Below are 24,332 nucleotides of genomic sequence, written 5' to 3'. Positions count from 1 at the left end.
CACCGCCAGCGAGCAGCCATCCGACGCAGGGCACCGTCAGGGAGCAGCTCAGGACGTTGCTCCGCGAGGGAACTCCCCGACGTCCGCGCCCGCAGGTTCCCACAGCTGGATCGGCGTCCCTTCGGGGTCGGTCAGCTCGGCGAACCTGCCGTTCGGGTAGGTCTCGTCGTGCGGTGTGACGTCCACACCGTTGCGGCGCAGCTGGTCGATCATCGCGTCGAGGTTCGCGACCCGAAAGTTGATCGACCACTGCTGGCGCGCGTCGGGGAAATGCGGGGAGTCGTCGGGCATGGCCGCGAAGACGGTCGGACCGGCCTGCTGGTGCCAGGACGGCTCGTCGTAGGTCGTGGGTGGCGGCGTGACGCCCAGGTTCTGCTCGTACCAGCGGGTCAGTGCTTCCGGATCACGGGCACGGAAGAAGATGCCACCGACCCCGAGGACCGATTCCATCACGCGATCGTATCGGCCCGGTCCTCGTGGCCGGACCTCGCCGCCGCAGGGGCCGGCTCCGTGGTCAGAACGACGCCACCGGCGCGCCGAACAGCGTCTCATCGGGCACCACGCCCAGTCCGGGCCCCTGCGGTCGCGTGATGTGGCCGCCTTCGGCGCGGATGCCGTTCTCCTGGTCGTAGTGACCGTCGATGCTGTCGGCCGCGAGCCAGACGCCCTCCAGCAGCTCGGGTGCGACCGTCGCACCGACGTGGGTGCATGCGGCGGCGATGATGTCGCCGCCCCAGGAGTCGTCGCAGGTGTGGGGCAGGTTCCGGGCCGCGCAGAGGTCGCGGAACGCGCGCATCGGGGCGAGCCCGCCAATGCGGGTGACCTTCATGCCGAAGCCGTCGATCAGTCCGGTGCCGGCGGCGGTGATCGCCGTGTTCAGGCTGGTGCCGCTCTCGTCGATGTAGATGGCGTGGCCGACCTGCGGGCGGATCTTCTGCAGCTCCTCGAGGGTGTCGCAGGGCTGTTCCATGACGAACGGGATGTCCGGGCACTCCCGGCTGAGCCGCAGCGCATCCCGCGTGGTCAGGCTGCGGTTGGCGTCCACGGCCAGCCGCATCCCCGACCCGCGGATGACCTCCCAGACCTTGCGGACGGTCTCGATGTCCTCCTCGACCGGCCGCCCGCCGATCTTGACCTGGAGACGCGGGTAGCCCTCGGCGAGCTTCTCGGCCGCGAGCCGGGCGGTGTCGTCCGGTGGGCCGACACTCGTCGAGTAGTAGGACGGCACCCGGTCGGTGACCGCGCCGCCGAGGAGGTCGGACACGCTGATGCCGAGCTGCTTGCCCAGCAGGTCGTGAGCCGCGATGTCGACGGCGGCCTTGGCGTAGTTGTGGCCGTGGAGCAGGCCGTCCATGCGTCGGTGCAGCGGTACCGGCAGCACCTCGGCGCCGATCAGTCCCGGTGCCATCTCGCTCAGTGCCGCCACGGCTCCGGCGGGGTGCGCCTCGGCGTAGGTGGGGCCGAGCGGGCAGGTCTCGCCCCAGCCGACGAGCCCGTTGTCGCCCACCAGCTTGACCAGCGTCGTGATGAGGGACCAGACGTCGGCGCGGGCCAGCCGGTACGGGCCGTTCCGGACCGGCAGGCCGTACTGGTGGACGTGGACTTCGGCGATCTTCATTCCCCGGCCTCCGGAACGGTGAGTACGAGCTTGCCGGTGAACGTCTTGCCCAGGAACTCCTCCTGCGCCTGGGCGATGTCCCGCAACGGGAACACCTTCGCGACGTTCGGCCGGATCTCCCCGGCCTCGATGTAGGAGATCAGGTTCGCGAAGACCTCGTCCTCCTGGAAGGTGCAGCCCAGCAGGGTCAGGTCCTTGAGGTAGAGCGTCCGCAGGTCGATCTCCGTGATCGGTCCGGCGATCGCACCGGCGGTCGCGTACCGACCGCCGCGGCGCAGGACGTCGAGCAGGGCGGGCCACTGGTCGCCCCCCACGAGGTCGATGACGGCGTCGACCGAGCCGGCCCCGAGCTCCGCGACCAGGTCGGCGCCGCGGTCGACGACCCGGTCGGCACCGAGCGCGCGGATCTCGTCGGCCTTGGCGGGGGAGGAGAGCGCGATGACGGTCGCGCCGCGCCGCGTGGCGAGCTGGACGGCGGCCGATCCCACGCCACCCGACGCACCCGTGATCAGCACGGTCTCGGCGCCGAGACCGACCCGGTGCAGCATGTTCTCGGCGGTGGAGTACGCGCACGGGATCGAGGCGAGCTCCACATCGGACCAGTCGCTGTCCACCTCGTGGGTCTCGCCGGCCGGTGCGACGGCGAACTGGGCGAAGGCGCCGTCGCACTCGCTGCCGAAGGTCCAGCACTCGAAGGGCCGGTAGTCGACGTAGCTGCGCAGCATGGTCCGCACCAGCACCCGCTCACCGATGCGGGACCGGTCCACGTTCCGGCCGACCGACACGATGTGCCCGCAGCAGTCGGCGCCCTGGATGCGCGGGAACTCCAGCGCCTTCCCCGACCAGGTGGCATCCGCGTCGTCGACGCTCTCGAACCCGGTCGCGCCCCCGGAGCCGGTGGCCTGACCCACGGACTTCGAGTACCAGCCGATCCGGGTGTTGATGTCGGTGTTGTTGATCCCGGCGGCGGCGACCCGGATGAGGACCTCGTCGGGGCCGGGCCGGGGAACGGCCACGTCCGTGCGGTACTCGAGCTGGTCGAGCCCGCCGTGCCCGGTGAGCAGCACGGCGTGCATCGTGTCGGGAACGGTCGGCGTCATGCGCCCCTCCTGTCGAGGTCGGTGCGGGGTGGGTTCGCCAGAAGGCGATCTGCGAGCCGGCGGGCACGCCGCGCCGCATCGGATCCGCCGATGACCGGGGCCAGCGCGACGGCGCCCTCCATGATCAGCATCAGGCCTTCGGCCTTGTCGCGGAGCTCGTCGGGGGAGTTGTGGGAGTCCTCGAGCCGCGCGTACAGGTGCTCGAGCCCGCGCTGCTTGTGGCGCAGGACCCGTCGGGTGATCTCGGCGTCCTTGTGCCCGTACTCCGCGAGCGCGCGCAGGAACAGGCAGCCCCGGTCGCTCTCCTCGGAGAACCAGCTCTCGAGCTCGGCGAACAGCGACGCCCGGTCCGGCTCCGTGCCGGCGTCGGGGTCGAGGCCGTGCTCGAGCCGGCCGAGGAAGCGCTCCTCGCGCTGCTGCAGCACCTCGACGACGAGCTGTTCCTTGGACGGGAAATGGCGGTAGAGGGTGCGTGGGGTGACCCCGGCCTCCCGGACGATCTGGTCGATGCCGGTGCCGTGGAACCCCTGCCGGTCGAAGAGGCGTTCGGCGGTCGTGAGGATGTCGTCACGCTTGCTCATGGCGTCCTTAGTAAAGTGAACGTTATACCTACCGTACGGGCGATGCTCGCCCGCGCGCAAGTACCCTCGGGGTGTGCAGCGGGCCGTGCGCCACCGACCCCGCCCCGACCGGAGGAGTGACCCGATGGCCGACATCCGCTTCTACTTCGACCCCGTGTGCCCGTTCGCCTGGATGACCAGCAAATGGGTCCGGCAGGTGCAGGCGCGCCGCGACTACTCGGTCGAGTGGCGGTTCATCTCGCTGCGCCTGGTCAACGCCCACGTCGACTACGACGCCCACTTCCCGCCCGAGTACGAGGCCGGCCACACCGCGGGCCTGCGGCTGCTCCGGGTGGCCGCCCGCACCCGCGACGAGCACGGACCGGACGCCGTCGGCCGGCTCTACGCGGCCCTCGGCGCGGCGATCTTCGACAGCGATCCGGTCACCGGCGACCGCGAGGAGCGGCGGGGGACCGCGGCGTTCGTCGAGCCGATCCTCGACGCGGCCGGGCTGCCCCGCGCGCTGTCCGGCGCCCTCGACGACGACACGCTCGACGCCGTCGTACGGGCCGAGACCGACGAGGCGCTCGCGCTGACCGGGAAGGACGTCGGCACCCCGATCATCCACTTCGAACCGCCGGAGGGCGTCGCGTTCTTCGGGCCCGTGATCAGCCGGCTGCCCGGTGCGGACGAGGCCGAGCAGCTGTGGGACCACGTGATCGCCCTGGCCCGGTTCCCCGGGTTCGCCGAGCTCAAGCGGAGCCTGCGCGAGCGGCCGCAGCTGCGGGCGCTCGGCGTCGCCGGGGACGGTGTCGGCGTCACCGAGGACTGGCACGGCGGCAGCCGGCGGCTGAAGAAGTAGACCCCGGGAGCCACCGGGGCACTCGATGCCAGTATCGGTCCATGACGCCGACCGGAGAGCGGGGACTGGTCCTGGTGGTCGAGGACGACCGCGCGATCGCCGAGCTGGTGGCGCTGTACCTGCGCCGCGACGGGTTCGGGGTGCTGGTCGAGCCGGACGGCGAGGCCGCCCTGGGCGCGGTCCGCCGGCACCGGCCGGTGGCGATCGTGCTGGACGTCGGGCTGCCCGGGCTGGACGGGATCGAGGTGTGCCGGCGGCTGCGCGCGGCGCAGGACCGGACGCCGGTGCTGTTCGTGACCGCCCGCGACGACGAGGTGGACCGCATACTCGGCCTGGAGATCGGCGCCGACGACTACGTGACCAAGCCGTTCAGCCCGCGCGAGCTGGCCGTGCGGGTCCGCACCGTGCTGCGCCGGTCCGGGGATGTGGCGGGCGAGCAGCTCGTCGCCGGCACGGTCCGGGTGGACGTCGACCGCAGGCGGGTGCACGCCGGTGACGACGAGGTCGAGCTCACCGCGACGGAGTTCGACCTGCTGGCCCACCTGATGAGGGCGCCGGGCCGGGTGTTCTCCCGCGAGCAGCTGCTGTCCGCGGTCTGGGGCTACCCGGCCGGGACCGGCACCCGCACGGTGGATGTGCACGTCGCGCAGCTGCGCGCGAAGCTCGGTCCGTCCGGTCCGATCCGGACCGTGCGCGGTGTCGGCTACGCCGCGGAGGAGGGCCCGCGGTGACCCGGCGGCCGGTGTCGCTGGCCTGGCGGGTGACCGCCGCCTGCCTGCTCGTCGCGCTCGCGGCGGTCGGCGTCGCCGCCGTCGTGTCCCTGCAGCTGGTCACCATGACCGCGCGCCAGGTGACCCGCGGGACGCTGGCCCAGCAGGCCGACGTGGTCGCCGCCCAGCTGGTCGAGGGGCCCGCGACACCGTCCGGCGGCGTGGCGGGCATGCGCCGGGTGGTCGACGTGCTGCGGGCCCAGGAGGTGGCCGTGGTGCGGCTCGGGACGCCCCGGGCCGGGAACGGTCCGGTCGGCCTCGCGCTGACCCGCGCCCGTGCGGACCGGGCGCGGACCGGGACGCCGGTCTCCGGTGCCGCCGACGTCGGCGGGAAGGTCTACCTGGTCGAGGCGCGGCCCAGCCCGGCCGGGGCGTTCGCGCTGGTGCGCTCGGTCGACTCCGGGCCGGTCGGTGCGCTGCGGCGGAACGTCGGGCTGGCCGTCGGCGTCGGGGTGGTGGTCGCGGTGCTGGTGGGCGCCGTCGTCGGCCGGATGTCCGGGCGCCCGCTGCGCACGGTCGCGGCGGCCGCGCACCGGTTGCGCGGACGTGAGCGCGACGTGCGGGTCCCGGTCCGCGGGCCGGCCGAGGTGGCCGAGGTGGCCGGCGCGGTGAACGAGCTGGCGGACGCGCTGGCCCGCAGCGAGGACCGGCAACGCCGGTTCCTGCTGTCGGTGTCGCACGAGCTGCGCACCCCGCTGACCGCGGTGCGGGGCTTCGGGGAGTCGCTCGCCGACGGCGTCGTCACCGGGCCGGACGTGCGGCCGGCCGGTGCGACGATCGTGCGGGAGGCGGGGCGCCTGGACCGCCTGGTCACCGACCTGATGGAGCTGGCCCGGCTCGAGGCCGACGACTTCGCCGTCGACCCGGCCGAGGTGGACCTCGCCGCGCTGGTGACCGAGGCCGGGCAGGCGTGGGAGCTCCGCGGCCGGGACACCGGCGTCGTGCTGCACGTCGAGACGCCGGACCACCCGGTCCCGGTGCGGGCCGACCCGCGCCGGCTGCGCCAGGTGCTCGACGGCCTGGCCGAGAACGCGCTACGCGTGACCCCGGCCGGGGCCCCGCTGGTGCTCGCCGCGCGGGACGGCGGCGTGCTGCAGGTGCGCGACGGCGGACCGGGACTGTCCGACGAGGACTATGCCGTGGTGTTCGAGCGGGGCGCGCTGCACGACAGGTACCGGGGCCACCGTCCGACCGGGACCGGTGGGGTCGGGCTGGCTCTGGCGCACGGCCTGGTGACCCGGATGGGCGGGACGATCTCCGCGGCACCTGCGCCCGAGGGCGGGGTCGCCTTCACGGTCACGCTCGCCGGGCTCATGCCGCGGTGAACAGCGGCAGCTCGGTCCGGCCCGGCCCGAGGACCGGTTCCGGGTCGGCACCGAGCACCCGGGTGAGCAGCGTGGCGTAGACGTCGCGGAAATCGGTCGTCGCTTTGAGGTCGCCGTCGTCGAGATCGGTCAGGCTGGGCTGCTCGCCGACGAAGCCGCCCCGCACGCCGTCGCCGGCGACCAGCACCGGGCCCGCGGTGCCGTGGTCGGTGCCCTCGTTGGCGTTCGCGGCCACCCGCCGTCCGAACTCGGAGTAGACCGTCACCACCACCTGCCGCCCGCGGTCCGTGCCGGTCATCCGGGTCAGGAACCCGGACACCGCAGCGTCCACCTCGGACAGCAGGCGCTGCTGGGTGTCGCGCTCGTCGGCGTGCGTGTCGAACCCGCCGAGGCTCACCGAGTACACCCGGCTCGGCGCCCCCAGCTCGACGCAGCGGGCCACCACCTCGAGCTGCGCGGCGAGCGCGTCGCTTCCCTTCCCCGCGGAGCCGGTGGTGTCGCCGAGCGCGGAGCCGAACGTGTCCACGGTCCGGTGCAGGTCGGCGATCGATCGTGCGGCCGTGGCCTGCAGCGCCGGCTCCCCGCCGTCCCCGGAGCCCATCGCTGCGAACGCCGTGCCGAGCTCCCCGCGGGGCAGTGCCAGCCCGCGCAGTGGCAGCGCGGCCCCGGTCGTGGCCGCCCCGGCCAGCAGCGGCGGCAGCACCGGCTCCAGGGACACCGCGGCGAGCGGGTCCCGGCCGTTCGCGTCCAGCCACCGTCCGATCCACCCGGTCGACGACGGGCCGACCGGGTCCGCGGTCTGCCAGATGTCCATCGAGCGGAAATGGCTGCGGTCGGGCTTCGGGTAGCTCACCCCGCGCACGATCGCGAGCGTGCCGCGGTCCCACTGCCCCTTGAGCCCGGGCAGGCCGGGGTTGAGACCCAGCCCCTCGCCGAGGTCGAGCACCTCGCCCTGGTCGTAGGCGAGGTCGGGCCGGGCCGAGTGGTAGGCGGGGTCGGCCGCGGGCACCACCGTGTTCAGGCCGTCGTTGCCGCCGTACAGCGTGACCAGCACGAGCACCGGGGCACCGGGCGGGAGCGGGTCGGTGCGGGCGCGGTCGGCCAGCTCCATCCAGCCGGCGCTGGTCGCCGCGGCGGCAGCCGTCGCCATCCCGCTGAAGGCCAGGAACCGGCGTCGGGTCAGGGTGTTCACGGATCCCTCCGCTTCAGGCGCTGACGGTGTTCTCGGGGGACGCGAGTGCGGCCGCGACCAGGTCCGGCGGCCGCCGGGCGAGCGGGGCCAGCGCGGCCGTGGTGCGCGCGGTGAACCCGGGCAGCCCGAGCAGCGCGGCGGTGGCCTCGACCCGCCCGCGGACGGGTTCGTCGGTGACGGGGGACAGGTCCGCGGCACCGCTGAGGGCGCGTGCCGTCCGGAGCCGGGACAGCGCGGCGGCCGTCGACAGCCAGGCCGGACCGGCCGGCCAGCCACCGACGTCCGGCGGGAAGAACGGGGTCTGGCCGAGATCGCGCAGACCGCCGGCCAGGGCGGTCTCCCTCATCCGGGACGCCGGCAGGCGCAGCGCGCGCAGCGCCCCGACCAGCCACTCCACCGGCTGGCGCACGAGCACCGATGACGGGTCACCGAACGCCGGGGACGTCACCGCGGCGCGCACCATCGCCGTGATGTCGTGGGCCGGGCCGTACGCGGCGACCAGGGCGTCGAGGGTCGCCGGGTCCGGCGGCGTGTCCGAGACGAACCGGCGCCACACCCGGCCGGCCAGGAAGCGGGGCGACGCGGGCCGGGTGACCAGCAGGTCGGAGAGCCCGGCGGCGTCGTACTCGGCCGTGGTGCCCAGCACGGTCTTCGGGCCGGGGTCGTGGGCGGCCGGGTCGAGCCGCGCGGCGAGGGTCCGGCGGTCGACCCGCCATCCGGTGAGCGCGCGCGCCGCTTGCCGCACGTCGTCCTCGGTGTAGTTGCCGACGCCGAGGGTGAACAGCTCCATGAACTCGCGGGCCAGGTTCTCGTTCGGCCTGCCGACCCGGTTCCCGCCGCCGTCCAGCCACACCAGCATGGCCGGGTCGACCACCATCGCGCGGGCGAGCGCGCGGAAGTCGCCCCGGCCGAGCCGCCGCAGCGTCTCGTTCTGCGCCGACATCAGCTGCGGGTGGCGCACCTTCTGCGCGCTCGTGGCGAAGTGCCCGTGCCAGAACCAGGCCATCCGTTCCGGGAACGGCTCATCGGCGGCCGCCATCCGGTCCAGCCACCACACCCCGAGCCGGCGCGACTGCAGGGCCGCCTCGCGACGCTGCTCCGCGCGGGCCTCCGGGTCGTTCTTCCCGGCCCGCGGCCCGGCCGGTGCGAAGGTGGGCGGCTGTGTCGCGGCCGCCCCGGCGTCGCGCCCCGGCGGGGACAGCAGCCGGACCAGCGTCGCGTCGAACCCGACGGCCCGCGCCGCCTCCAGCTCGTCGCGGCGCGCTCCCAGGCCGACCCGCTGGAGCAGGCGCCGGACGGCCTCCCCCTCAAAGGCCGTCCGGCCACCCCTCCCCGATGCGCGGAACGCCGGTGCTGCGATGCGCATGGCCCCACCGTGACCGCGGAATGTTCGAGGAACGTCAGGGCGCGGTCAGGGGTCGGTCAGAGTCCTCGCTCCGGACGGGCGGGAACGGCAGTATCGCGGCATGGCTGCCTCGGAACCGGGATCGGACACGACGCGGACCGGGCGTCCCCGGCCGGCCTCGCCCGCGCCGGCCCGCTGGCGGCGGCCGGTGGCGGCAGCCGTCACGGTGCTGTCGGGGTTGCTCGCGGCCGGTCTGGCCGGCTTCGGCGTGCTGGGCATCGGGTACGTGGTCACGCACGCCGGCGAGCTCGGGATCGGGGAGCTGGTCGTGGTGGCGGCGTTCATCGGGGTGGCACCGCTGGTGCTCGCCGCGCGAACCTGGTTCCGGCTGCGGCCGCGGGTGCGCAGCACGAGCACCGGTACACCGTGGACACCGACCCGCCGGCGCAGCGGGTCACATGCCGGCGGGATCTTCTTCGGAGACGGCGGTGGCGGGGCCGGCTGCAGCGACGGCGGCGGAGGCGGCTGCTGACGCCGGGCCCGGGCCGCGGAGCTCAGCCGGCCCGCGGCGGGGGCGCCGGGAACCCACCGACGGCCTGCTCGTAGGTGTGGGCGACGCGCAGGACGGTGGCGTCGTCGAACCGCTTCCCGACGATCATCAGCCCGGCCGGGAGCCCGTCGACCAGTGCAGTGGGGACGGAGGCGGCGGGGTGCCCGGTCACGTCGAACGGTGCCGTGTTGCCGATCATCGACAGGGCGGTGGGCAGGTAGGTGTCCAGGGGTGCGTCGCGGCCGAGCAGCTCCCGGGCGGTGTAGGGCAGCGTGGGCATGACGAGCGCGTCGTAGGCGGTGAGCGCGTCGTCGTAGGCCCGGCGCAGGTCGAGGGCGAGGTTGCGGGCCATCGCGTAGTACTTCCCGCCGCCGAGCTCGAAGGTGTAGCGGCCGGAGAGCCCGACGAGCTTGACCGTCTTGGACAGCTCGGCGCCGCGGGTGATCCGCCCGGCGGCGTAGTGGGCGATCAGTTCGGGGTCGTAGAGGCCCGGGGAGTTCATGCCGTAGGCGTTGCCGTCGATCATCTGGAACGCCGCCCCCTCGGTGGCGATGACGTTCCAGACCGCCATCGCGTCGGCGTGCCAGGGGATGGAGACCTCCTCGGCGGCGAGCCCCGCCCCGCGCAGGACGGCGACCGCGTCCCGGACGGCGTCGTCGACGCCGGGATCGCTGACCGGGGTGCCGAAGCCCTCGGTGACGACCCCGATCCGCAGCCCGTCCGCGGGGTCGCCGAGGGCCGCGGCGTAGTCCACCGGGTCGATCGCGGTGGGCTGGCGGGGGTCGAGGCCGTCGACCCCCGCCAGGACGGTCAGCATCGCAGCGGCGTCGGCGACGGTGCGGGTCATCGGGCCGAGGTGGTCGATGGTCTGCTCGATGGGGAACGCGCCGGTGTAGGGCACCAGGCCGTGGGTGGGCTTGTGCCCGACACCGCCGCAGAACGAGGCGGGGATCCGGACCGAGCCGCCCTGGTCGCCGCCGAGGGCCAGGTCGACCGCCCCGGAGACGACGAGGGCGGCGCTGCCCGACGACGAGCCCCCGGCGTTGCGGGCGGGATCCCACGGGTTGCGCACCGGCCCGGGATGCGAGGTGAAGCTGCCCCCGGAGAAGCACAGGTCCTCGCAGACGGACTTGCCGGCGATCGTCGCCCCGGCGTCCAGCAGCCGGGTCACGACGGTGGCGTCCCGGCGCGGGACGAACCCCTCGACGGTGCGCGAGCCGTTCATCATCGGCACGCCGGCCACGGGCACGTTGTCCTTCACGGCCACGGTCCGGCCGGCGAGCGGGCCGCCTGCGGCCCCGGGGATCGAGGTCGTGACGTACCAGGCGCCGAGCGGGTTGTCGGCCGGCTCGGCCCACTTCCGGTCCGGCGGCGGTGGCGCGGTCGCGGTGTACAGCTCCTCGACCCGCTCGGAGGCGGTGAGCGTGGCGGCCACCGCGGGCCCGTACTCCGCGAGCTCCGTCTCGGACAGCCCGAACGCGAAGTGCTCGTTCAGAGCGGACAGGCGGGCGGGGTCGGGCGGCGGTATCGCCATCGGTGCACTCCTCGGAACGGGCCGGTTCCCCGACCGTAGGAGCGTCGCCGGAACCGCACTACCTCCGTGCGGGGGTAGCAGCCGCACCCCGTCCGGCGCGAGGCTCACCCCGAACCCCTGTCCCCGGTGCTGCCTGCCCCACTGTCGCGGCAGTGCCTCGAACCCCGCGCACGGAGTGATGGATGTCGAGCACCACGGAGGCCTACCGCGCAGCACGGGACGTGCTGCAGAACCTCGCGAGCGACTACGGGAAGGCGGTCACGGAGTTCGAGTGGCCCGACTTCGGTGATCGCTTCAACTGGGCGGTCGACTGGTTCGACGCCGTCGCCCGGGGCGTCGACCGGCCGGCACTGTGGATCGTCGAGGAGGACGGGTCGGAGGCCCGGTACTCGTTCGACGAGATGGCCCGCCGCTCGGACCAGGTCGCGGCGCACCTGGCCGCGCACGGCGTCGGCCGCGGCGACCGCGTGCTGATCATGCTGAACAACCAGGTCGAGCTGTGGGACGCGATGCTCGCGGTCATGAAGCTCGGCGCGGTGATCCTGCCGACGACCACGGCGCTCGGTGCGGCCGAGCTGGCCGACCGGATCGCGCGGGCCGACGCCCGGCACGCCGTCGTCAACGAGGCCGACGCCGCCAAGTTCGACGGCCTCGCCGGCACGCTCACCCGGTTCGTCGTCGGGGCCGCGGGGCCCGGCGCCATCCCGTTCCGGGACGCCTACACCCGCGACGCCGCGCCTGCGCCGCACCCCGGGACGGCGCCGTCGGACCCGCTGCTGCTGTACTTCACCTCCGGGACGACGAGCCGGCCCAAGCTGGTCGAGCACACCCAGGTGTCGTACCCGGTGGGGCACCTGGCGACGTCGTTCTGGGTCGCGGCGAAGCCCGGCGACGTGCACCTCAACATCTCCTCGCCCGGCTGGGCCAAGCACGCGTGGTCGTGCTTCTTCGCGCCGTGGATCGCCGAGGCGACGATCTTCGTCTACAACTACTCGCGGTTCGACCCCGCCTCGCTGCTCGAGCAGGTCCGGCGGGCGGGGGTGAACACGTTCTGCGCACCGCCGACGGTGTGGCGCATGCTGATCAAGGCCGACCTGTCCGGCGGTCCCGGCGCGCTGCGGGAGCTGCTGTCGGCGGGGGAGCCGCTCAACCCCGAGGTCATGGAGCAGATCCGGTCGGCGTGGGGGCTGACCATCCGCGACGGCTACGGGCAGACCGAGCTCACCCTCGCGGTCGGGAACGTGCCCGGCATGCCCGTCAAGCCCGGGTCGATGGGGCTGCCGCTGCCGGGGGTTCCGGTCGTGCTGGTCGACCCGACGACCGGGCGCCCGGGGAGCGAGGGCGAGATCTGCATCGACCTGGCCCGCCGCCCGATGGGGCTGATGACCGGCTACCGGGACGACGAGGAGCGCAACGCCGAGGCCATGGCGGGCGGCTATTACCACACGGGTGACGTCGCGTCGCGGGACGAGGACGGGTACATCTTCTACATCGGACGGACCGACGACGTGTTCAAGGCGTCCGACTACAAGATCTCCCCGTTCGAGCTGGAGAGCGTGCTGATCGAGCACCCGGCGGTCGCCGAGGCCGCCGTGGTACCGGCCCCCGACGAGCTGCGGCTCGCCGTCCCGAAGGCCTACGTCGCCCTCGCCGCCGGGTACGACCCGACCGGGGAGACCGCACGGGAGATCCTCCGGCACGCGCGCGAGAAGCTCGCGCCCTTCCAGCGGGTCCGGCGCCTGGAGTTCTTCGAGCTCCCCAAGACGATCTCGGGGAAGATCCGGCGGGTGGAGCTGCGGCGCCGCGAGGAGGACGCCGCCGCCGGCACGGGGACGGTCCACGAGTACCGCGACGACCAGTTCCCGGAGCTGAAGGCGAGCCGCTGAACGGGGCGGACCGGCCGTGCCCGCACACGTCGGGCACGGCCGGTCCGTGTGCTCAGGCCTGGGCCGACCGGCGCCGCTCCGAGGTCTGGTCCCGGACCGCGATCGGTGCCCCCGCGAGGTCCTCCTCGTTGCAGAGCAGCTTCAGCTCGTAGTAGACGGCGTCGGGGGCGTCGTCGTAGTCGAGATGGACGGCGATCACGTCGACGGGCTCGCCCAGCCACCGCTGGGTGTCGCGCAGCCAGGACGCGGCGCGTTCCAGTGCCGTGGGCAGATCGTTGTCACGGAACTGGACCGGACGGAACGGGACCTCACCGATCTCGTCGTGGCGATGCGCGGGACGTGGCAGGGCCTGAGCCAGCCCCGCGTCGTCGAGATCGAGCGCTACCGGGTTCTCACTCACACCCACAGGGTCCCCCGTCCCCCCACCCGCCCGCCAGGCGGGCCCGCCATCGGGGTATGGCCGGCTCAGGGCGAGGGGATCCGGACGACCCGGTCGTCACCGGCGGACGGGTCCCCGCGGCCGTCGGTGTTGCTGGTGACGATCCACGGCGTCCCGTCGGGGGCGACGACGACGTCGCGGAGCCGGCCGTAGGTCCCGGTGTGGAGCTCGACCGACGTCGCGGGGGCGGAGACCGGCACCGCGAACAGCCGCTCACCGCGCAGGTTCGCGACGAGGATCCGTCCCCGGTGGATGGCGATCCCGCTGGGGCTGGCGTCCGCGGGATCCCACTGCTGGACGGGGTCGACGTGCCCGGGCCGGCCGGCGATCCCCTCGACGAGGGGCCACCCGTAGTTCGCACCGGGTTCGATGACGTTCAGCTCGTCCCAGGTGTTCTGCCCGAACTCGCTGGCGAACAGCGTGCCGTCGTCGGCCCAGGCGAGGCCCTGCGGGTTGCGGTGCCCGTAGCTGTAGACCGGCGATCCCGGGAACGGGTTGTCGGCGGGGACGCCGCCGTCCGGGGTCAGGCGGAGGATCTTCCCGGACAGCGCACCGAGGTCCTGCGCGCTGTCGCGGTCGCCGGCGTCGCCGACCGTGGCGTACAGCATGCCGTCCGGGCCGAACGCGATGCGGCCCCCGTTGTGGTAGCTCGCCGACGGCAGGTCCGCCAGGATCGTCCGCGGCGGGCCCAGCCGGAGCGCGCCCGGGTCGCCGACCAGCGGGAACCGCTGGATGCGGTTGCCCTCCGCCGAGGTCGAGTAGGCGTAGAGCTCGCCCTGGTGCGTGGCGATCCCCAGCAGGCCGCCCTCGCCGACCGCGGTGACGCCCTCCACGGTGCCGACCACGCGCGCGCCGCCGGCCCCGTCGAGCTCGAGGATCCGCGCGGAGTCCCGTTCGCTGACCAGCGGGACGCCCCGGTGGAACGCGACCGACCAGGGAACGCCCAGCCCGCTCGCGACGGTGTCCGCGGCGGACGCCTGCGGGCGCGGCGCGGCCGGTGCACCCGGCCCGCGCGGCGGGTCCGCCGTGCACGCCGACACGGCCAGGACGGTCACCAGCGCGCCGACCACCGCGGCACACCGCGGCCGTCGACTCCCGGCACGTCGGTTCCGTGCGGTCACGTGTCCGTCCCCTTCCCGGGCCGCGGTCGGACGGCGTCCCCACGCCGACGTCCGGCCCGGACCCCATGATCCCCCCAGCTCGGGAAGATCCGCTGGTCGCCGCCGGCCTCGGGGGAAGCGGTCACACGACCCCGGCGACCGCGAGCGCGCCGTAGCCGGCAAGCCCGACCAGCAGCGTGGACAACGCACCGAGTGCCAGCCCGCGCCGTCCGGTCCGCAGCAATCCGCCGACGCGGACCCCGGTCCCGAGCCCGAACAGGGCCGCGGCGAGCAGCAGCGTCGTCGTACCCTGGGCGAGCTCGAGCACCGGCCCCGGCACCAGCCCGGTGCTGCGGACGGCCGCCATGGCCAGGAAGCCCAGGACGAACAGCGGGACCAGCGGGGGCCGCCTGCCCGCGGACCCACCGGACCGGCGCCGCTCGACCAGCCCGACACCGGCGACGATCGGGGCCAGCAGCACCACACGGGTCAGCTTGACCACGACCGCGACCGACACCGCCGCCGCGCCGGCCGGTGACGCGGCGGCCACGACCTGGGCCACCTCGTGCACGGACAGGCCCGCCCACGCACCGAGCGCGTGCGGCCCGAGCCCGGCGCCGGTGCCGACGAGGGGGACCGCGGCGATCGCCGCGCTGCCGTAGAGCGTCACCAGCCCGATCCCGGTCGCGACGTCCTCGCGGTCGCTGTCGGTGACGCTGTCCATCGCCGCGATCGCGGACGCACCGCAGATCGAGAAGCCGGTCGCGATCATGAGTGTGAGGCCGCGGGATACCCCGAGCAGCCGCCCGAGCAGCAGGGTCCCGGCGAAGGTCACCAGCACGGTGCCGACCACCGCGAGCACCACGGCGGTGCCCAGGCCGGTCAGCTGGTCGAGCCCGAGCTGGAGCCCGAGCAGGACGACGCCGGCCCGCAGGAACCGGCGCGTCACCCACTGCAGGCCGGGCTGCGCGGGACCGGGCAGGCGCGGCCCGGCCAGCACCCCCAGCACCACGGCGGCGGTGAGCGCGCCGACCGCGGGGACGACCGAGGTGACCGCCCAGGAGACGGCCGTCCCCGCGACGACGAGGAGGAGACCCGGGACGAGCCCGCCGATGCGGCGCCCCCGCTCCGTCCCGGGATCCGACGTTGTCGCCATGCCCACCACGGTCCCGGCCTCCCGGCTCGTCCGGTAGCCGTCGAATCGGCCGCACGTCATAACATCCGGGAATGGAACCGCTGCCGGACGTCGGGTCGCTGCGGCTGCTGGTGCTCGTCGCCCGGCGCGGCAGCATCAGCGCGGCGGCCGGGGAGTCGGCCCTCAGCCAGCCCGCGGTCAGCAAGCGGCTGACCGCGCTGGAGCGCGAGCTCGGCGTGCGGCTGCTGCACCGCAGCCGCCGCGGATCCGTGCTCACCGAGGCCGGCGAGCTGGTCTCCGGATGGGCCGAGCGGGTCCTCGACGAGCTCTCGGTGCTGGTCGAGGGCACCCGGGCACTGCGCCGCGAGGCCGCGGGCCAGCTGACGGTGGCGGCCAGCCTGACGGTCGCCGAGCACCTCCTGCCGATCTGGCTCGGGGAGCTCCGCCGGTCCGATCCGGATCTCCACGTCGGGCTTCAGGTCACGAACTCGACGCGGGTGTGCGAGCTGACCCGGGACCAGCTCGTCGACGTCGGGTTCATCGAGTCGCCGCACGGCTCCACGGGGCTGCGGTCCCGGGTCGTCGCGCGGGACCGGCTCGTCCTCGTCGTGGCGCCCGGCCACCGGTGGACCCGCCGCCGGCGCCCGGTGGACGTGGCGGAGCTGGCGGGCACACCGATCATCAGCCGGGAGCGGGGCTCGGGCACCCGGGAGACCCTCGAACGGGCGGTGGCCCGGGCCGGGCACCGGCTCGTGCCGCCGCTGCTCGAACTCGGGTCCAGCACCGCGATCCGCAGCACGGTCCTCGGCGGCGGCGGTCCCGCCGTCCTGAGCGAGCTGGTCGTCGGCGGCGACCTCGCGACCCGCGCGCTGGTCGAGGTGCCGACCGAGGGGATCGACCTCTCCCGGGTGCTGCGCGCGGTGTGGCCCGCGGCCGTCCGCCCGTCCGGACCGGCCGCGAGCCTCATCGGGTGTGCCCTGCGGTCGTGACGACCCGTGAGCCGGGCGCCTCGAGGAGGACGCGTGCGGCGGGCCGGTCCCGCCGGCTCAGGTGAGCAGGGCCCGGACCGCGGTGGCGTCCGGCGCCGCGAGTGCACGCGCCGCCAGCTCGCGGGCCCCCGCCACGTCGACGGACCGGACCGCCTGCTTGATCCCGGCTGCAGCGGCCGGGGCGACGCTCAGCTCGCGGACCCCCAGCCCGACCAGCAGCGGGACCGCGGCCTCGTCCCCTGCGAGCTCGCCGCACACCGCGACCAGCAGGTCCGGCCCGGCCACCGCCCCCGCCGCGGCGACCAGGGCGAGCACCCCGGGGTCCAGCGGGTCCGCGAGCGCGGCGAGGGCCTCGTTGCCGCGTTCGGCGGCCAGCGCGTACTGGGTGAGGTCGTTCGTCCCGATGGACAGGAAGTCGACGTGCGGGGCGAACGCGGCGGCCTTCAGCGCCGTCGCGGGCACCTCCACCATGATCCCCACGCGCAGGCCGTCGGGCTGCCCGCGGTCGACGCCCGCCACCGCCCGGTCCAGCAGCTCGCGGGCCGCGATCAGCTCGGACAGCGTGCCGACCATCGGGAACATGACGTCGACCGGGTGGTCGTGCGCGACCCGGACGATCGCCTCGAGCTGCTCGGCCAGCAGGTCCGGCCGGGCCAGCGCCAGCCGGATGCCCCGCATCCCGAGGAACGGGTTCGCCTCCGGGGCCACCGGAAGGTACGGCAGCGGCTTGTCCCCGCCGACGTCGAGGGTGCGCAGGGTGATCCGCCGCCCGCCCATCGCCTCGGCGATCGCCCGGTAGGCCTCCTCCTGCTCGTCGACGGTGGGCGGCCCGGACCGGTCGAGGAAGCAGAACTCGGTCCGCACGAGGCCGGCGAGGTCGGCGCCGACCGCGTCGGCGGCGTCCGCCGCGGAACCGAGGTTCGCGCCGACCAGCACCGTCGTGCCGTCGGCGGTGACGGCCGGCTCACCGGCGTGCGCGAGTGCCTCGGTGCGCCGGCGCCGCAGCACGTCGGCGCGGTCGCGGAACGCGGCGAGGGTGACCTCGTCCGGGTCGACGGACACCTCGCCGGTGGTGCCGTCGAGCGCGACGGTGCTGCCGTGGCGGACACCCGCCACCAGCGACGCGGCTCCGACGACGGCCGGGATCCCGCGGGCGCGCAGCAGGATCACGCTGTGCGCGGTGGGGCTGCCGTGGGCGAGCAGGACCCCGGTGGTCACCGACGGGTCCAGCTCGGCGGCCCGGGCCGGGGTGAGATCGTCGGCGACGAGCACGCCGTCGGCGTCGACGCCCTCGGTCGTGCGCCCGCCGAGCCCGCGCAGCACCTGGTCCCGCAGGTCGCGGACGTCCGCCGCGCGGGCCCGCAGGTAGTCGTCCGGCGCGGTCTCGAACCGCTGCGCGACGTCCTCGACGCCGTCGGCCCAGGCCCGGGCCGCGTCCTCGCCCGCGTCGATCCGGGCCGTGACGGCGCCGGTGAGGTCGGGGTCGTCGAGCAGCAGCAGCTGCGCGTCGAAGATGGCGGCCTCCCCGGCCCCGATCTCGCGCGCCGCCCGGTCCCGGACGGCACCCAGCGCGGCACGCACCTGCCGGAACGCCTCCTCCAGCCGCGCGCGCTGCGCGGGCGGCGCACCGGGGTGCGGCGCCGGCACGGCGACGACGGCGGGGCCGAGCAGGCACGCCGGGCCGATCCCGACACCCGGGGACGCGGGCAGCGGGCCGCCGGCCCAGGTCACCGGGGCGGGCTGCGGGGCCGGTTCCCCGCCCTCCGTTCCTTCCTCGCCGAACCGGTCGCGGGCCAGGTCCAGCAGCGCCCGGACGGCGGCGTCCGCGTCCGGGCCCCCGGCGAGGACCTCGACCTCGTGGCCCTGCAGCGCGCCGAGCGTGGCCACCCGCGACAGGCTCGTCGCGGGGACCTCCGCGGTGCCGAGGGTGTGGTTGCGCAGCCGGACGTCCGCATCCAGCCCGCGCACGGCCTGCACGACCCGCGCGGCCGGCCGGGCGTGCAGCCCGTGCGGAACGGACACCGTGAACCGCGCGGAGGCGGTAGCACCGGTCGCCGGCCCGGCGGTGTCATTCGCGCCCGCCCCCGCCCCCGCCCCGGCCGCGCCGGCGCCCGGGGCGTCGTCGCCGAGGTGCGACCGCTTGGCGTCCAGCGCGTGCGCGGCCTCGGCGGCGACCTCCGCGGCCCCGCCCCCGCCCGCGGCCGTGACCGCCGCCGTGACCAGGCCCTCGACCAGCGGCGCGGGGCACAGCAGCACCCGGTCGCGGAGCTCGTCGTCGAGGAGCTCGAGGGCCGTCTCGGCGGACAGCACGGCGCTGCCGAGATCCATGAGCACCACGACGCCGTCGCCGGAGTCGGCCCGGGCCACCGCGGTACCGATCGTGACGGCGTCGGTGCCGAACCCGCCGCTCTCGGTGCCGGCGGCACACTCGATCGACGGCTCCGGGGCCATCTCGACGGCGAGCGCGACCGCGGCCTCCGCGAGCGCGCGGCTGTGCGAGACGACGACGATGCCGACCGTCATGCCCGATCACCCGGCGAGCGTGTCGGCGGCGGTGGCGATCAGCAGCGCGGCGGACGTCGCGCCGGGATCCTGGTGCCCGGCGCTGCGCTCGCCCAGGTAGCTGGCCCGCCCCTTGCGGGCGACCATCGGGGTGGTGGCGTCCCGGCCCCGCTCGGCGGCCACGGCCGCGTCCCGCAGCGCCTCGGCCAGCGGCCGGCCCGCGGCGACGGCCTCGGCCAGCGCGGCGACGGCGGGGGACAGGGCGTCGATCATCGTCTTGTCGCCCGGCTCGGCCTTGCCCCGCGCGGCGACGCCGTCCAGGCCGGCACGCAGGCACGCGGAGAACCCGGCCGGGCCGAGCCCGGCGGACCCGGCCGCGGTGGCCATGCGCAGGAACAGCGTCCCGTACAGCGGGCCGCTGGCCCCGCCGACGCTGCGGACCAGCGCCATCCCGGTCCGTTTGAGGACGGCCGCCGGGTCCCCGCCCGCCGCACCGTCCAGTTCGGCCACGACGGCCTGCATCCCCCGGTCCATGTTGGCCCCGTGGTCGGCGTCGCCGATCTCCGCGTCGAGCGCGGTGAGCGCGTCCTTCTGCTCGGCGATCGCGGCGGCGAACGCCCGCAACCAGCGGCCCAGCGCGTCCGCGTCGATCGTGGTGTCCGGCAAGGCGGTCACATCCCCCAGCGCAGCGCCGTCGTCGACACGGGAGCGTCCCAGAGGGACAGCAGCTCGTCGTCGGCCCGGAGCAGGGTCAGCGAGCACCCGGCCATGTCCAGGCTCGTGACGTAGGAGCCCACCAGGCTGCGGGCCACGCTCACGCCGGCCTTGTCGAGCAGCGCGGCGATCTCGCCGTACATCAGGTAGAGCTCGAGCAGCGGGGTGCCGCCCATGCCGTTCACCAGCACCAGCACGCCGCCGGAGCCGGTGAAGTCCAGATCGGACAGGACCGGTTCGACCAGCATCTCGGCGATCTCGCCCGCCGGGGCGATCGGCACCCGGCGCCGGCCGGGTTCGCCGTGGATCCCGATGCCGACCTCGATCTCGTCGTCGGGCAGGTCGAACGTGGGGCTGCCCTTGGCCGGCACGGTGCACGACGTGAGGGCCATGCCCATGCTGCGGGAGCCGGCGTCGACCCGCCGGGCGATCCCGGCGACGCCGGCGAGGTCGCGGCCCTGCTCGGCGGCGGCCCCGGCGATCTTCTCGACGAACAGGGTCGCGCCGACGCCGCGCCGGCCCGCGGTGTAGAGGCTGTCCTGGACGGCGACGTCGTCGTCGACGACCACCGACTCGACGGGGACCCCGGACTCGGCGGCGGCCATCTCGGCCGCCATGTCGAAGTTCATGACGTCGCCGGTGTAGTTCTTGACCACGTGCAGCACGCCGGCGCCGCCGTCGACCGCGGTGGTCGCCGCGAGCATCTGGTCGGGTACCGGGGAGGTGAACACCTCACCGGGGCAGGCGGCGTCGAGCATGCCGGGACCGACGAAACCGCTGTGCAGCGGCTCGTGCCCGGTGCCGCCGCCCGACACGATGCCGACCTTGCCCCGCACCGGGGCGTCGGCCCGCTGCACCACCCGGTTCACGTGGTCGACCCGCAGCCGGCCGGGATGGGCCCTGGCCAGGCCGACCAGGGCCTCGGCGACGACGTCGGCCGGGTTGTTGACGAGCTTCTTCATCCGGGCTCCTCCTTGCCGGGTCCAGGCACGAGTGTCGCCGTCCCGGCCGCCGTCGGCCAGTGCCCGTCGACGCCGGTCCGCAGGGTGCGCCGTCAGAACGCGCCGGGGAGCACCAGGATCCCCCACGCGGCCACCGGGCCGAGGCCGACGATCGCGCACGTGTAGCCGATGATCTGCCGGTAGAAGCGGGCCCGGTCCACGCCGCGCGCGTTCGCCAGGACCAGCGCACCGTTGGTCGAGAACGGCGACACGTCGACGATCGTGGTGGAGATCGCCATCGCCGCGACGACGCCGGCTGCCGGGAGCGAACCGGTCAGCAGCAGCGGGATCGCCATCGGGATGACCGCGGTCAGGATCGCGGTCGAGGACGCGAACGCCGAGGTGACGCCGACGACCAGGCAGAGGACCAGCGCGACCACGAGCGGGACGCCCATGCCGACGGCGCCCTCCGAGACCCACTCGATGGTCCCCGCGTGCTCCAGCACGCCCACGTAGGTGACCATGCCGGCGACCAGCAGGATCGTCGGCCAGCTGATGCCGTCGATCGCCTTGCCGAGGTTGTCGCGGTCCATGAGGCCGAGGACGGCGCCCGCGGCCAGGGCGAGGAACCCGATCTGCAGGTGGAACGCCAGGGCCCCGACGACCAGCCCGACCAGCGCGAGCAGGGTGGCGCGCTGCTGCCAGGTCACGACGCGGCGCTCGGTACGGACCAGGGTCGCCACGCCACCGCCGCCTGCCGGGAGGGCGCCGTCGTCGTCGGACCCGGGCCGTTCGACGAAGCTCTCCTCGCCCCGGCGACGGAGCAGCACGTAGGTGATCGCGGCCAGCAGGCTGTTGAACAGCAGGCTCGAGAAGAACAGCACCGCGGCCGAGACGGCGAGGCCGGACTCGCCGACGATCCCGAACACCAGCGCACCGGAGACCGCCATCGGGGAGAACGCCCCGGCGTGCGCGCCGCAGATGACCATCATCCCGATCATCAGCGGGCTGATCCGGTACCGGAAGGCGAAGCTCATCCCGACCGGGACCAGCAGCGCCACGGCGGCCGGGGTGAAGGTCCCGAGCGCGGTCAGCACCGCGGCGACGACGAACAGCACCCAGGGCACGAGGATCGCGCGGCCGCGCACCAGGCGGATCCCGGCCTCGACGAGCAGGTCGATCGTCCCGTTCAGCTTCGCCACCGAGAACAGGTAGGTGACACCGACGACGGTGACGAACAGCGAGACGGGAAAGCCTTCGAAGATCTCCTTCTCCTCGAGGCCGAGCATGAACGTGCCGACCAGGAAGGAGGCGACGAAGGCGAGGATCCCGATGTTGATCGGCAGGATCGTCGCGATGACGAACATTCCGGCCAGGACCAGGACGGAGAGCAGTTGGGGCGACATCATTGTCCTTCGGTTCGGTTGCGGTCCGGGTCCGCGGCGCGGCGGTCGGTCTCCGCCGCGCCGCGTCGATTGTCAGGCTGCGGTGACCGCGGAGGGAACGGTTGCGGCGTTCTCGTCGCCGGGCAGGGCCAGGACGGCGTCGGCGAGCCGCCGGACGGTCCGCCGGACGGCGACGGCCGGGCGGCCGTCGTAGCTCCCGGTCCGGGTGACGACGACCCCCGCCGGGGTGTCGAGGAGCAGGTCGTCATGCAGATCGTCACGGTCCGCGGACCCGGACCCGTCGAGCACGGTGCCGGGGGTCCGGGCCGCCATCGTGAGCGCGATGCTGCCGGTGACCGCGAGCGCGGGGTGCGCCCGGCCCATCGAGAGCATGCGGACGGTGACGTCCGAGAGCCCGGGCGTCCCGGGTGCGACGAGGGCGAGCTTCGGTGTTGCCCGGGCGGCGTCCTCGGCGGAGGCAGCCAGGCCCATCCGGACGGCACCGGCCCGGCGGATGCGGTCCAGCCGGTCGAGCAGCCGGGGCGTCCCGTCGATCTCGGTGGGGGACTCGTGGCCGGTCAGCCCGACCGCGGCCGCGGGCACGACGACGAGCGGGGCCCCGGCATCGACCAGGGTGGCGGGCACGCCGTCGAGATCGTCGAGGCACCGGCCGGAGGGCAGGAGGCACCCGGTCGTCCGGCCCGCCGGGTCGACGAACCACATCCGGACGCCCAGGCCGGGCCGCGGGACCCCGGGGATCCGTTCGTCGCCGTCCTCGACCACCTGCCCGACCGGGGTCGGGACCTCCAGCACGATGCACTGGCCCGTGTTGGTGTTCTGCACCCGCACGGTGGTGACGTCCCCGGCCGGCACGACCCAGCCGCGACGCAGCGCGTACGGGCCGACGACCGCCGAGCAGTTGCCGCAGTTGCTGGTCCAGTCCACCCGACCCTCACGGATGCCGACCTGGGCGAACGTGTAGTCGACGTCGACGCCCGGGCTGGCGCTCGGCGCGAGCAGCACGGCCTTGCTGGTGGTCGACGTCGCCCCGCCGATGCCGTCGACCTGGCGCGGATCCGGACTGCCGTACAGGCGGAGCAGGATCTCGTCGACGCCGCGGCCGGGCACGGCCAGCGACTGACGGTCGAACACCCAGCACTTGCTGGTGCCGCCACGCATCCACGTGGCCGGGATGTCTCGCACAGCTGCTCCTCCGAGAGTGGACGGCCGCCGGGTGCCGTCGTGGTGTGGGGCAACGGTGACCCGGAGGAGCGTGCAGCACAATCGCGACTATCTGCATGCATCTTCATCGATGCTTCATGCTCGGTCGGCCGGCATCGGGCCGCTTTCCGAGGCGGGGGTCGATAACCTCGATGCCAAGGGTGAAGTACGAGTGCACGCCCATGGCACAATCCGACACTCGGCTGTGCACACCACAGCGGATCGGAGGCGCTCGTGCTGGACGTCCGGCGGCTCGCGTTGCTCGCGGCCGTGCTCGACTCGGGGTCCATGACGGCGGCCGCCGAGCAGCTCGGGTACTCGCCGTCGGCGGTCTCGCAGCAGCTGCGGCGACTCGAGATCGAGGCGGGGCAGCCGCTGCTGCACCGCCAGGCACGCGGGGTGCGGCCGACCGAGGCCGGCACGGTGCTCGCCGGCCACGCCCGGCACGTGCTGCGCCGGCTGGAGGCGGCGGAGGCGGATCTCGCCGAGCTGGCGGGGCTCCGGCGGGGGACGCTCGCGATCGGCACGTTCCCGACCGTCGCGAGCGCCCTCATGCCCCCGGTCGTGAGCCGGTTCCGGCGGCAGTTCCCCGACATCCGGCTCGACGTCCGCAGCGCCCGGTTCGACGAGCTGGTGGCGATGCTGGAGACCGGGCGCGTCGGGCTCTCGCTGCTGTGGGACTACGAGTGGGACCGGGTCGACCCCGGCGCGTTCTCGCTCACGCCGCTGCTCGACGACCCGACCGTGCTCGTCGTCGCCGAGGACCACCGGCTCGCCCGGCGCCGGCACACGACGATGGCCGAGCTGGCAGGCGAGGACTGGATCGTCCGCGCGCACGACCATCCGGTCGCGGAGGTGCTCGAACGGAGCTGCCGTGCCGCCGGGTTCTCGCCCCGGATCGCCTTCGAGGCGAACGACTACCAGGAGGCCCAGGCGATGGTGAGCGTCGGCGTCGGGGTGGCGCTGGCGCCACGGACCGCGGTCTCCGCGCCGCGGCCGGACGTCCGCGTGCTCGGCCTCGGCCGGGATGCGCCGTCGCGGCGGGTGCTGGTCGCGCACCGGCCGGAGCGGCTGTGGGCGCCCGCCGAGCGGGCGATGCACCAGATGCTGGTCGAGGTGGCCCGCGAGTACCAGACCAGGGCATGAGCCGGGCCCGCCGCGCGC

General features: G+C 74.8%; 22 protein-coding genes. 7 read left to right on the top strand and 15 right to left on the bottom strand.

All coding sequences use genetic code 11. The features are described 5' to 3' along the window. Positions 1 to 48: 48 nt before the first annotated feature. From H7X46_RS18755 to H7X46_RS18740, 4 genes are all read right to left on the bottom strand, one after another. Entirely contained in the window at positions 49 to 450 is a 402-nt protein-coding gene (locus H7X46_RS18755; protein ID WP_186360645.1) for a VOC family protein, read from the bottom strand. 64 nt (positions 451 to 514) lie between these two features. Continuing rightward, on the bottom strand, positions 515 to 1,618 hold the full coding sequence (locus tag H7X46_RS18750; protein WP_186360644.1) for a mandelate racemase/muconate lactonizing enzyme family protein: 1,104 nt from the start codon (positions 1,616 to 1,618) through the stop codon (positions 515 to 517). Further along, a complete protein-coding gene (locus H7X46_RS18745) occupies positions 1,615 to 2,718 on the bottom strand; it encodes an alcohol dehydrogenase family protein (protein WP_255426170.1) in 1,104 nt (367 codons plus the stop codon). The genes H7X46_RS18750 and H7X46_RS18745 overlap by 4 nt, the downstream gene beginning before the upstream one ends. Beyond that, positions 2,715 to 3,299, bottom strand: coding sequence for a TetR/AcrR family transcriptional regulator (locus tag H7X46_RS18740; protein WP_186360643.1), 585 nt, complete (start codon positions 3,297 to 3,299; stop codon positions 2,715 to 2,717). The genes H7X46_RS18745 and H7X46_RS18740 overlap by 4 nt, the downstream gene beginning before the upstream one ends. Before the next feature lie 124 nt (positions 3,300 to 3,423). On the opposite strand from H7X46_RS18740, the gene H7X46_RS18735 reads away from it, so the two are divergent. From H7X46_RS18735 to H7X46_RS18725, 3 genes are read left to right on the top strand one after another with little or no spacing between them, the layout of a single operon-like run. After that, complete coding sequence (locus tag H7X46_RS18735; protein ID WP_186360642.1) at positions 3,424 to 4,140, top strand: hypothetical protein; 717 nt, start codon at positions 3,424 to 3,426, stop codon at positions 4,138 to 4,140. A gap of 41 nt (positions 4,141 to 4,181) precedes the next feature. Then, on the top strand, positions 4,182 to 4,871 hold the full coding sequence (locus H7X46_RS18730; RefSeq protein WP_186360641.1) for a response regulator transcription factor: 690 nt from the start codon (positions 4,182 to 4,184) through the stop codon (positions 4,869 to 4,871). After that, a complete protein-coding gene (locus H7X46_RS18725; RefSeq protein ID WP_370588846.1) occupies positions 4,868 to 6,235 on the top strand; it encodes a histidine kinase dimerization/phospho-acceptor domain-containing protein in 1,368 nt (455 codons plus the stop codon). The genes H7X46_RS18730 and H7X46_RS18725 overlap by 4 nt, the downstream gene beginning before the upstream one ends. Here the strand turns inward: H7X46_RS18725 and H7X46_RS18720 are convergent. Both H7X46_RS18720 and H7X46_RS18715 read right to left on the bottom strand, forming a co-directional pair. After that, positions 6,222 to 7,427, bottom strand: coding sequence for a DUF1501 domain-containing protein (locus tag H7X46_RS18720; RefSeq protein ID WP_186360640.1), 1,206 nt, complete (start codon positions 7,425 to 7,427; stop codon positions 6,222 to 6,224). The genes H7X46_RS18725 and H7X46_RS18720 overlap by 14 nt on opposite strands. Before the next feature lie 13 nt (positions 7,428 to 7,440). Further along, positions 7,441 to 8,793 carry a DUF1800 family protein gene (locus tag H7X46_RS18715; protein ID WP_186360639.1) on the bottom strand — a complete coding sequence of 451 codons (1,353 nt, stop codon included), beginning with the start codon at positions 8,791 to 8,793 and terminating at the stop codon, positions 7,441 to 7,443. 100 nt (positions 8,794 to 8,893) lie between these two features. Here H7X46_RS18715 and H7X46_RS18710 point away from each other — a divergent pair, with 100 nt between their 5' ends. Next, positions 8,894 to 9,304 (top strand): hypothetical protein, encoded by a 411-nt coding sequence (locus tag H7X46_RS18710; RefSeq protein ID WP_186360638.1) that lies wholly within the window; start codon positions 8,894 to 8,896, stop codon positions 9,302 to 9,304. Positions 9,305 to 9,326: 22 nt separating this feature from the next. Here the strand turns inward: H7X46_RS18710 and H7X46_RS18705 are convergent, their stop codons facing one another. Further along, positions 9,327 to 10,856: an amidase gene (locus H7X46_RS18705; protein ID WP_186360637.1), complete on the bottom strand. Its 1,530-nt coding sequence runs from the start codon at positions 10,854 to 10,856 to the stop codon at positions 9,327 to 9,329. A 182-nt stretch (positions 10,857 to 11,038) separates the two neighbouring features. On the opposite strand from H7X46_RS18705, the gene H7X46_RS18700 reads away from it, so the two are divergent. Next, positions 11,039 to 12,742 carry an AMP-binding protein gene (locus H7X46_RS18700; RefSeq protein ID WP_186360636.1) on the top strand — a complete coding sequence of 568 codons (1,704 nt, stop codon included), beginning with the start codon at positions 11,039 to 11,041 and terminating at the stop codon, positions 12,740 to 12,742. A gap of 52 nt (positions 12,743 to 12,794) precedes the next feature. Here H7X46_RS18700 and H7X46_RS18695 read toward each other — a convergent pair whose 3' ends face one another. The 3 genes from H7X46_RS18695 to H7X46_RS18685 all read right to left on the bottom strand — a co-directional run bounded on the left by H7X46_RS18695 (position 12,795) and on the right by H7X46_RS18685 (position 15,437). Continuing rightward, positions 12,795 to 13,142, bottom strand: coding sequence for a hypothetical protein (locus H7X46_RS18695; protein ID WP_186360635.1), 348 nt, complete (start codon positions 13,140 to 13,142; stop codon positions 12,795 to 12,797). A gap of 65 nt (positions 13,143 to 13,207) precedes the next feature. Beyond that, positions 13,208 to 14,251 carry a PQQ-dependent sugar dehydrogenase gene (locus tag H7X46_RS18690; protein WP_186360634.1) on the bottom strand — a complete coding sequence of 348 codons (1,044 nt, stop codon included), beginning with the start codon at positions 14,249 to 14,251 and terminating at the stop codon, positions 13,208 to 13,210. 172 nt (positions 14,252 to 14,423) lie between these two features. Further along, positions 14,424 to 15,437: a YeiH family protein gene (locus H7X46_RS18685; RefSeq protein ID WP_186360633.1), complete on the bottom strand. Its 1,014-nt coding sequence runs from the start codon at positions 15,435 to 15,437 to the stop codon at positions 14,424 to 14,426. Positions 15,438 to 15,508: 71 nt separating this feature from the next. On the opposite strand from H7X46_RS18685, the gene H7X46_RS18680 reads away from it, so the two are divergent. Then, positions 15,509 to 16,405 (top strand): LysR family transcriptional regulator, encoded by an 897-nt coding sequence (locus tag H7X46_RS18680; RefSeq protein WP_186360632.1) that lies wholly within the window; start codon positions 15,509 to 15,511, stop codon positions 16,403 to 16,405. Between the two features lie 57 nt (positions 16,406 to 16,462). Here H7X46_RS18680 and ptsP read toward each other — a convergent pair whose 3' ends face one another. From ptsP to H7X46_RS18655, 5 genes are all read right to left on the bottom strand, one after another. After that, positions 16,463 to 18,928 carry a phosphoenolpyruvate--protein phosphotransferase gene (ptsP, locus tag H7X46_RS18675; protein WP_186360631.1) on the bottom strand — a complete coding sequence of 822 codons (2,466 nt, stop codon included), beginning with the start codon at positions 18,926 to 18,928 and terminating at the stop codon, positions 16,463 to 16,465. A 6-nt stretch (positions 18,929 to 18,934) separates the two neighbouring features. Beyond that, positions 18,935 to 19,573 (bottom strand): dihydroxyacetone kinase subunit DhaL, encoded by a 639-nt coding sequence (gene dhaL, locus H7X46_RS18670; protein WP_186362754.1) that lies wholly within the window; start codon positions 19,571 to 19,573, stop codon positions 18,935 to 18,937. A gap of 5 nt (positions 19,574 to 19,578) precedes the next feature. After that, on the bottom strand, positions 19,579 to 20,583 hold the full coding sequence (dhaK, locus tag H7X46_RS18665; RefSeq protein WP_186360630.1) for a dihydroxyacetone kinase subunit DhaK: 1,005 nt from the start codon (positions 20,581 to 20,583) through the stop codon (positions 19,579 to 19,581). 92 nt (positions 20,584 to 20,675) lie between these two features. Then, positions 20,676 to 21,968 (bottom strand): SLC13 family permease, encoded by a 1,293-nt coding sequence (locus H7X46_RS18660; RefSeq protein ID WP_186360629.1) that lies wholly within the window; start codon positions 21,966 to 21,968, stop codon positions 20,676 to 20,678. Between the two features lie 72 nt (positions 21,969 to 22,040). Further along, the gene (locus tag H7X46_RS18655) at positions 22,041 to 23,150 is read right to left on the bottom strand and encodes a PrpF domain-containing protein (RefSeq protein ID WP_186360628.1); all 1,110 of its coding nucleotides are present in this window, start codon (positions 23,148 to 23,150) and stop codon (positions 22,041 to 22,043) included. 252 nt (positions 23,151 to 23,402) lie between these two features. On the opposite strand from H7X46_RS18655, the gene H7X46_RS18650 reads away from it, so the two are divergent. Further along, positions 23,403 to 24,314, top strand: coding sequence for a LysR family transcriptional regulator (locus tag H7X46_RS18650; RefSeq protein WP_186360627.1), 912 nt, complete (start codon positions 23,403 to 23,405; stop codon positions 24,312 to 24,314). Positions 24,315 to 24,332: the final 18 nt, after the last annotated feature.

Origin of the sequence: Pseudonocardia sp. C8 (assembly GCF_014267175.1) — a bacterium.
GTDB lineage: Bacteria > Actinomycetota > Actinomycetes > Mycobacteriales > Pseudonocardiaceae > Pseudonocardia.
This window is presented reverse-complemented; position numbering and strand designations above follow the sequence as displayed.

Bases quoted from the DNA above. Each gene is read 5' to 3' on its own strand.
- H7X46_RS18660 (WP_186360629.1), bottom strand. From the start codon at position 21,968: ATGTCGCCCCAACTGCTCTCCGTCCTGGTCCTGGCCGGAATGTTCGTC.
- H7X46_RS18755 (WP_186360645.1), bottom strand. From the start codon at position 450: ATGGAATCGGTCCTCGGGGTCGGTGGCATCTTCTTCCGTGCCCGTGAT.
- ptsP (WP_186360631.1), bottom strand. From the start codon at position 18,928: ATGACGGTCGGCATCGTCGTCGTCTCGCACAGCCGCGCGCTCGCGGAG.
- dhaK (WP_186360630.1), bottom strand. From the start codon at position 20,583: ATGAAGAAGCTCGTCAACAACCCGGCCGACGTCGTCGCCGAGGCCCTG.
- H7X46_RS18685 (WP_186360633.1), bottom strand. From the start codon at position 15,437: ATGGCGACAACGTCGGATCCCGGGACGGAGCGGGGGCGCCGCATCGGC.
- H7X46_RS18740 (WP_186360643.1), bottom strand. From the start codon at position 3,299: ATGAGCAAGCGTGACGACATCCTCACGACCGCCGAACGCCTCTTCGAC.
- H7X46_RS18680 (WP_186360632.1), top strand. From the start codon at position 15,509: ATGGAACCGCTGCCGGACGTCGGGTCGCTGCGGCTGCTGGTGCTCGTC.
- H7X46_RS18745 (WP_255426170.1), bottom strand. From the start codon at position 2,718: ATGACGCCGACCGTTCCCGACACGATGCACGCCGTGCTGCTCACCGGG.
- H7X46_RS18730 (WP_186360641.1), top strand. From the start codon at position 4,182: ATGACGCCGACCGGAGAGCGGGGACTGGTCCTGGTGGTCGAGGACGAC.
- H7X46_RS18700 (WP_186360636.1), top strand. From the start codon at position 11,039: ATGTCGAGCACCACGGAGGCCTACCGCGCAGCACGGGACGTGCTGCAG.
- H7X46_RS18735 (WP_186360642.1), top strand. From the start codon at position 3,424: ATGGCCGACATCCGCTTCTACTTCGACCCCGTGTGCCCGTTCGCCTGG.
- H7X46_RS18710 (WP_186360638.1), top strand. From the start codon at position 8,894: ATGGCTGCCTCGGAACCGGGATCGGACACGACGCGGACCGGGCGTCCC.
- H7X46_RS18715 (WP_186360639.1), bottom strand. From the start codon at position 8,793: ATGCGCATCGCAGCACCGGCGTTCCGCGCATCGGGGAGGGGTGGCCGG.
- H7X46_RS18705 (WP_186360637.1), bottom strand. From the start codon at position 10,856: ATGGCGATACCGCCGCCCGACCCCGCCCGCCTGTCCGCTCTGAACGAG.
- H7X46_RS18750 (WP_186360644.1), bottom strand. From the start codon at position 1,618: ATGAAGATCGCCGAAGTCCACGTCCACCAGTACGGCCTGCCGGTCCGG.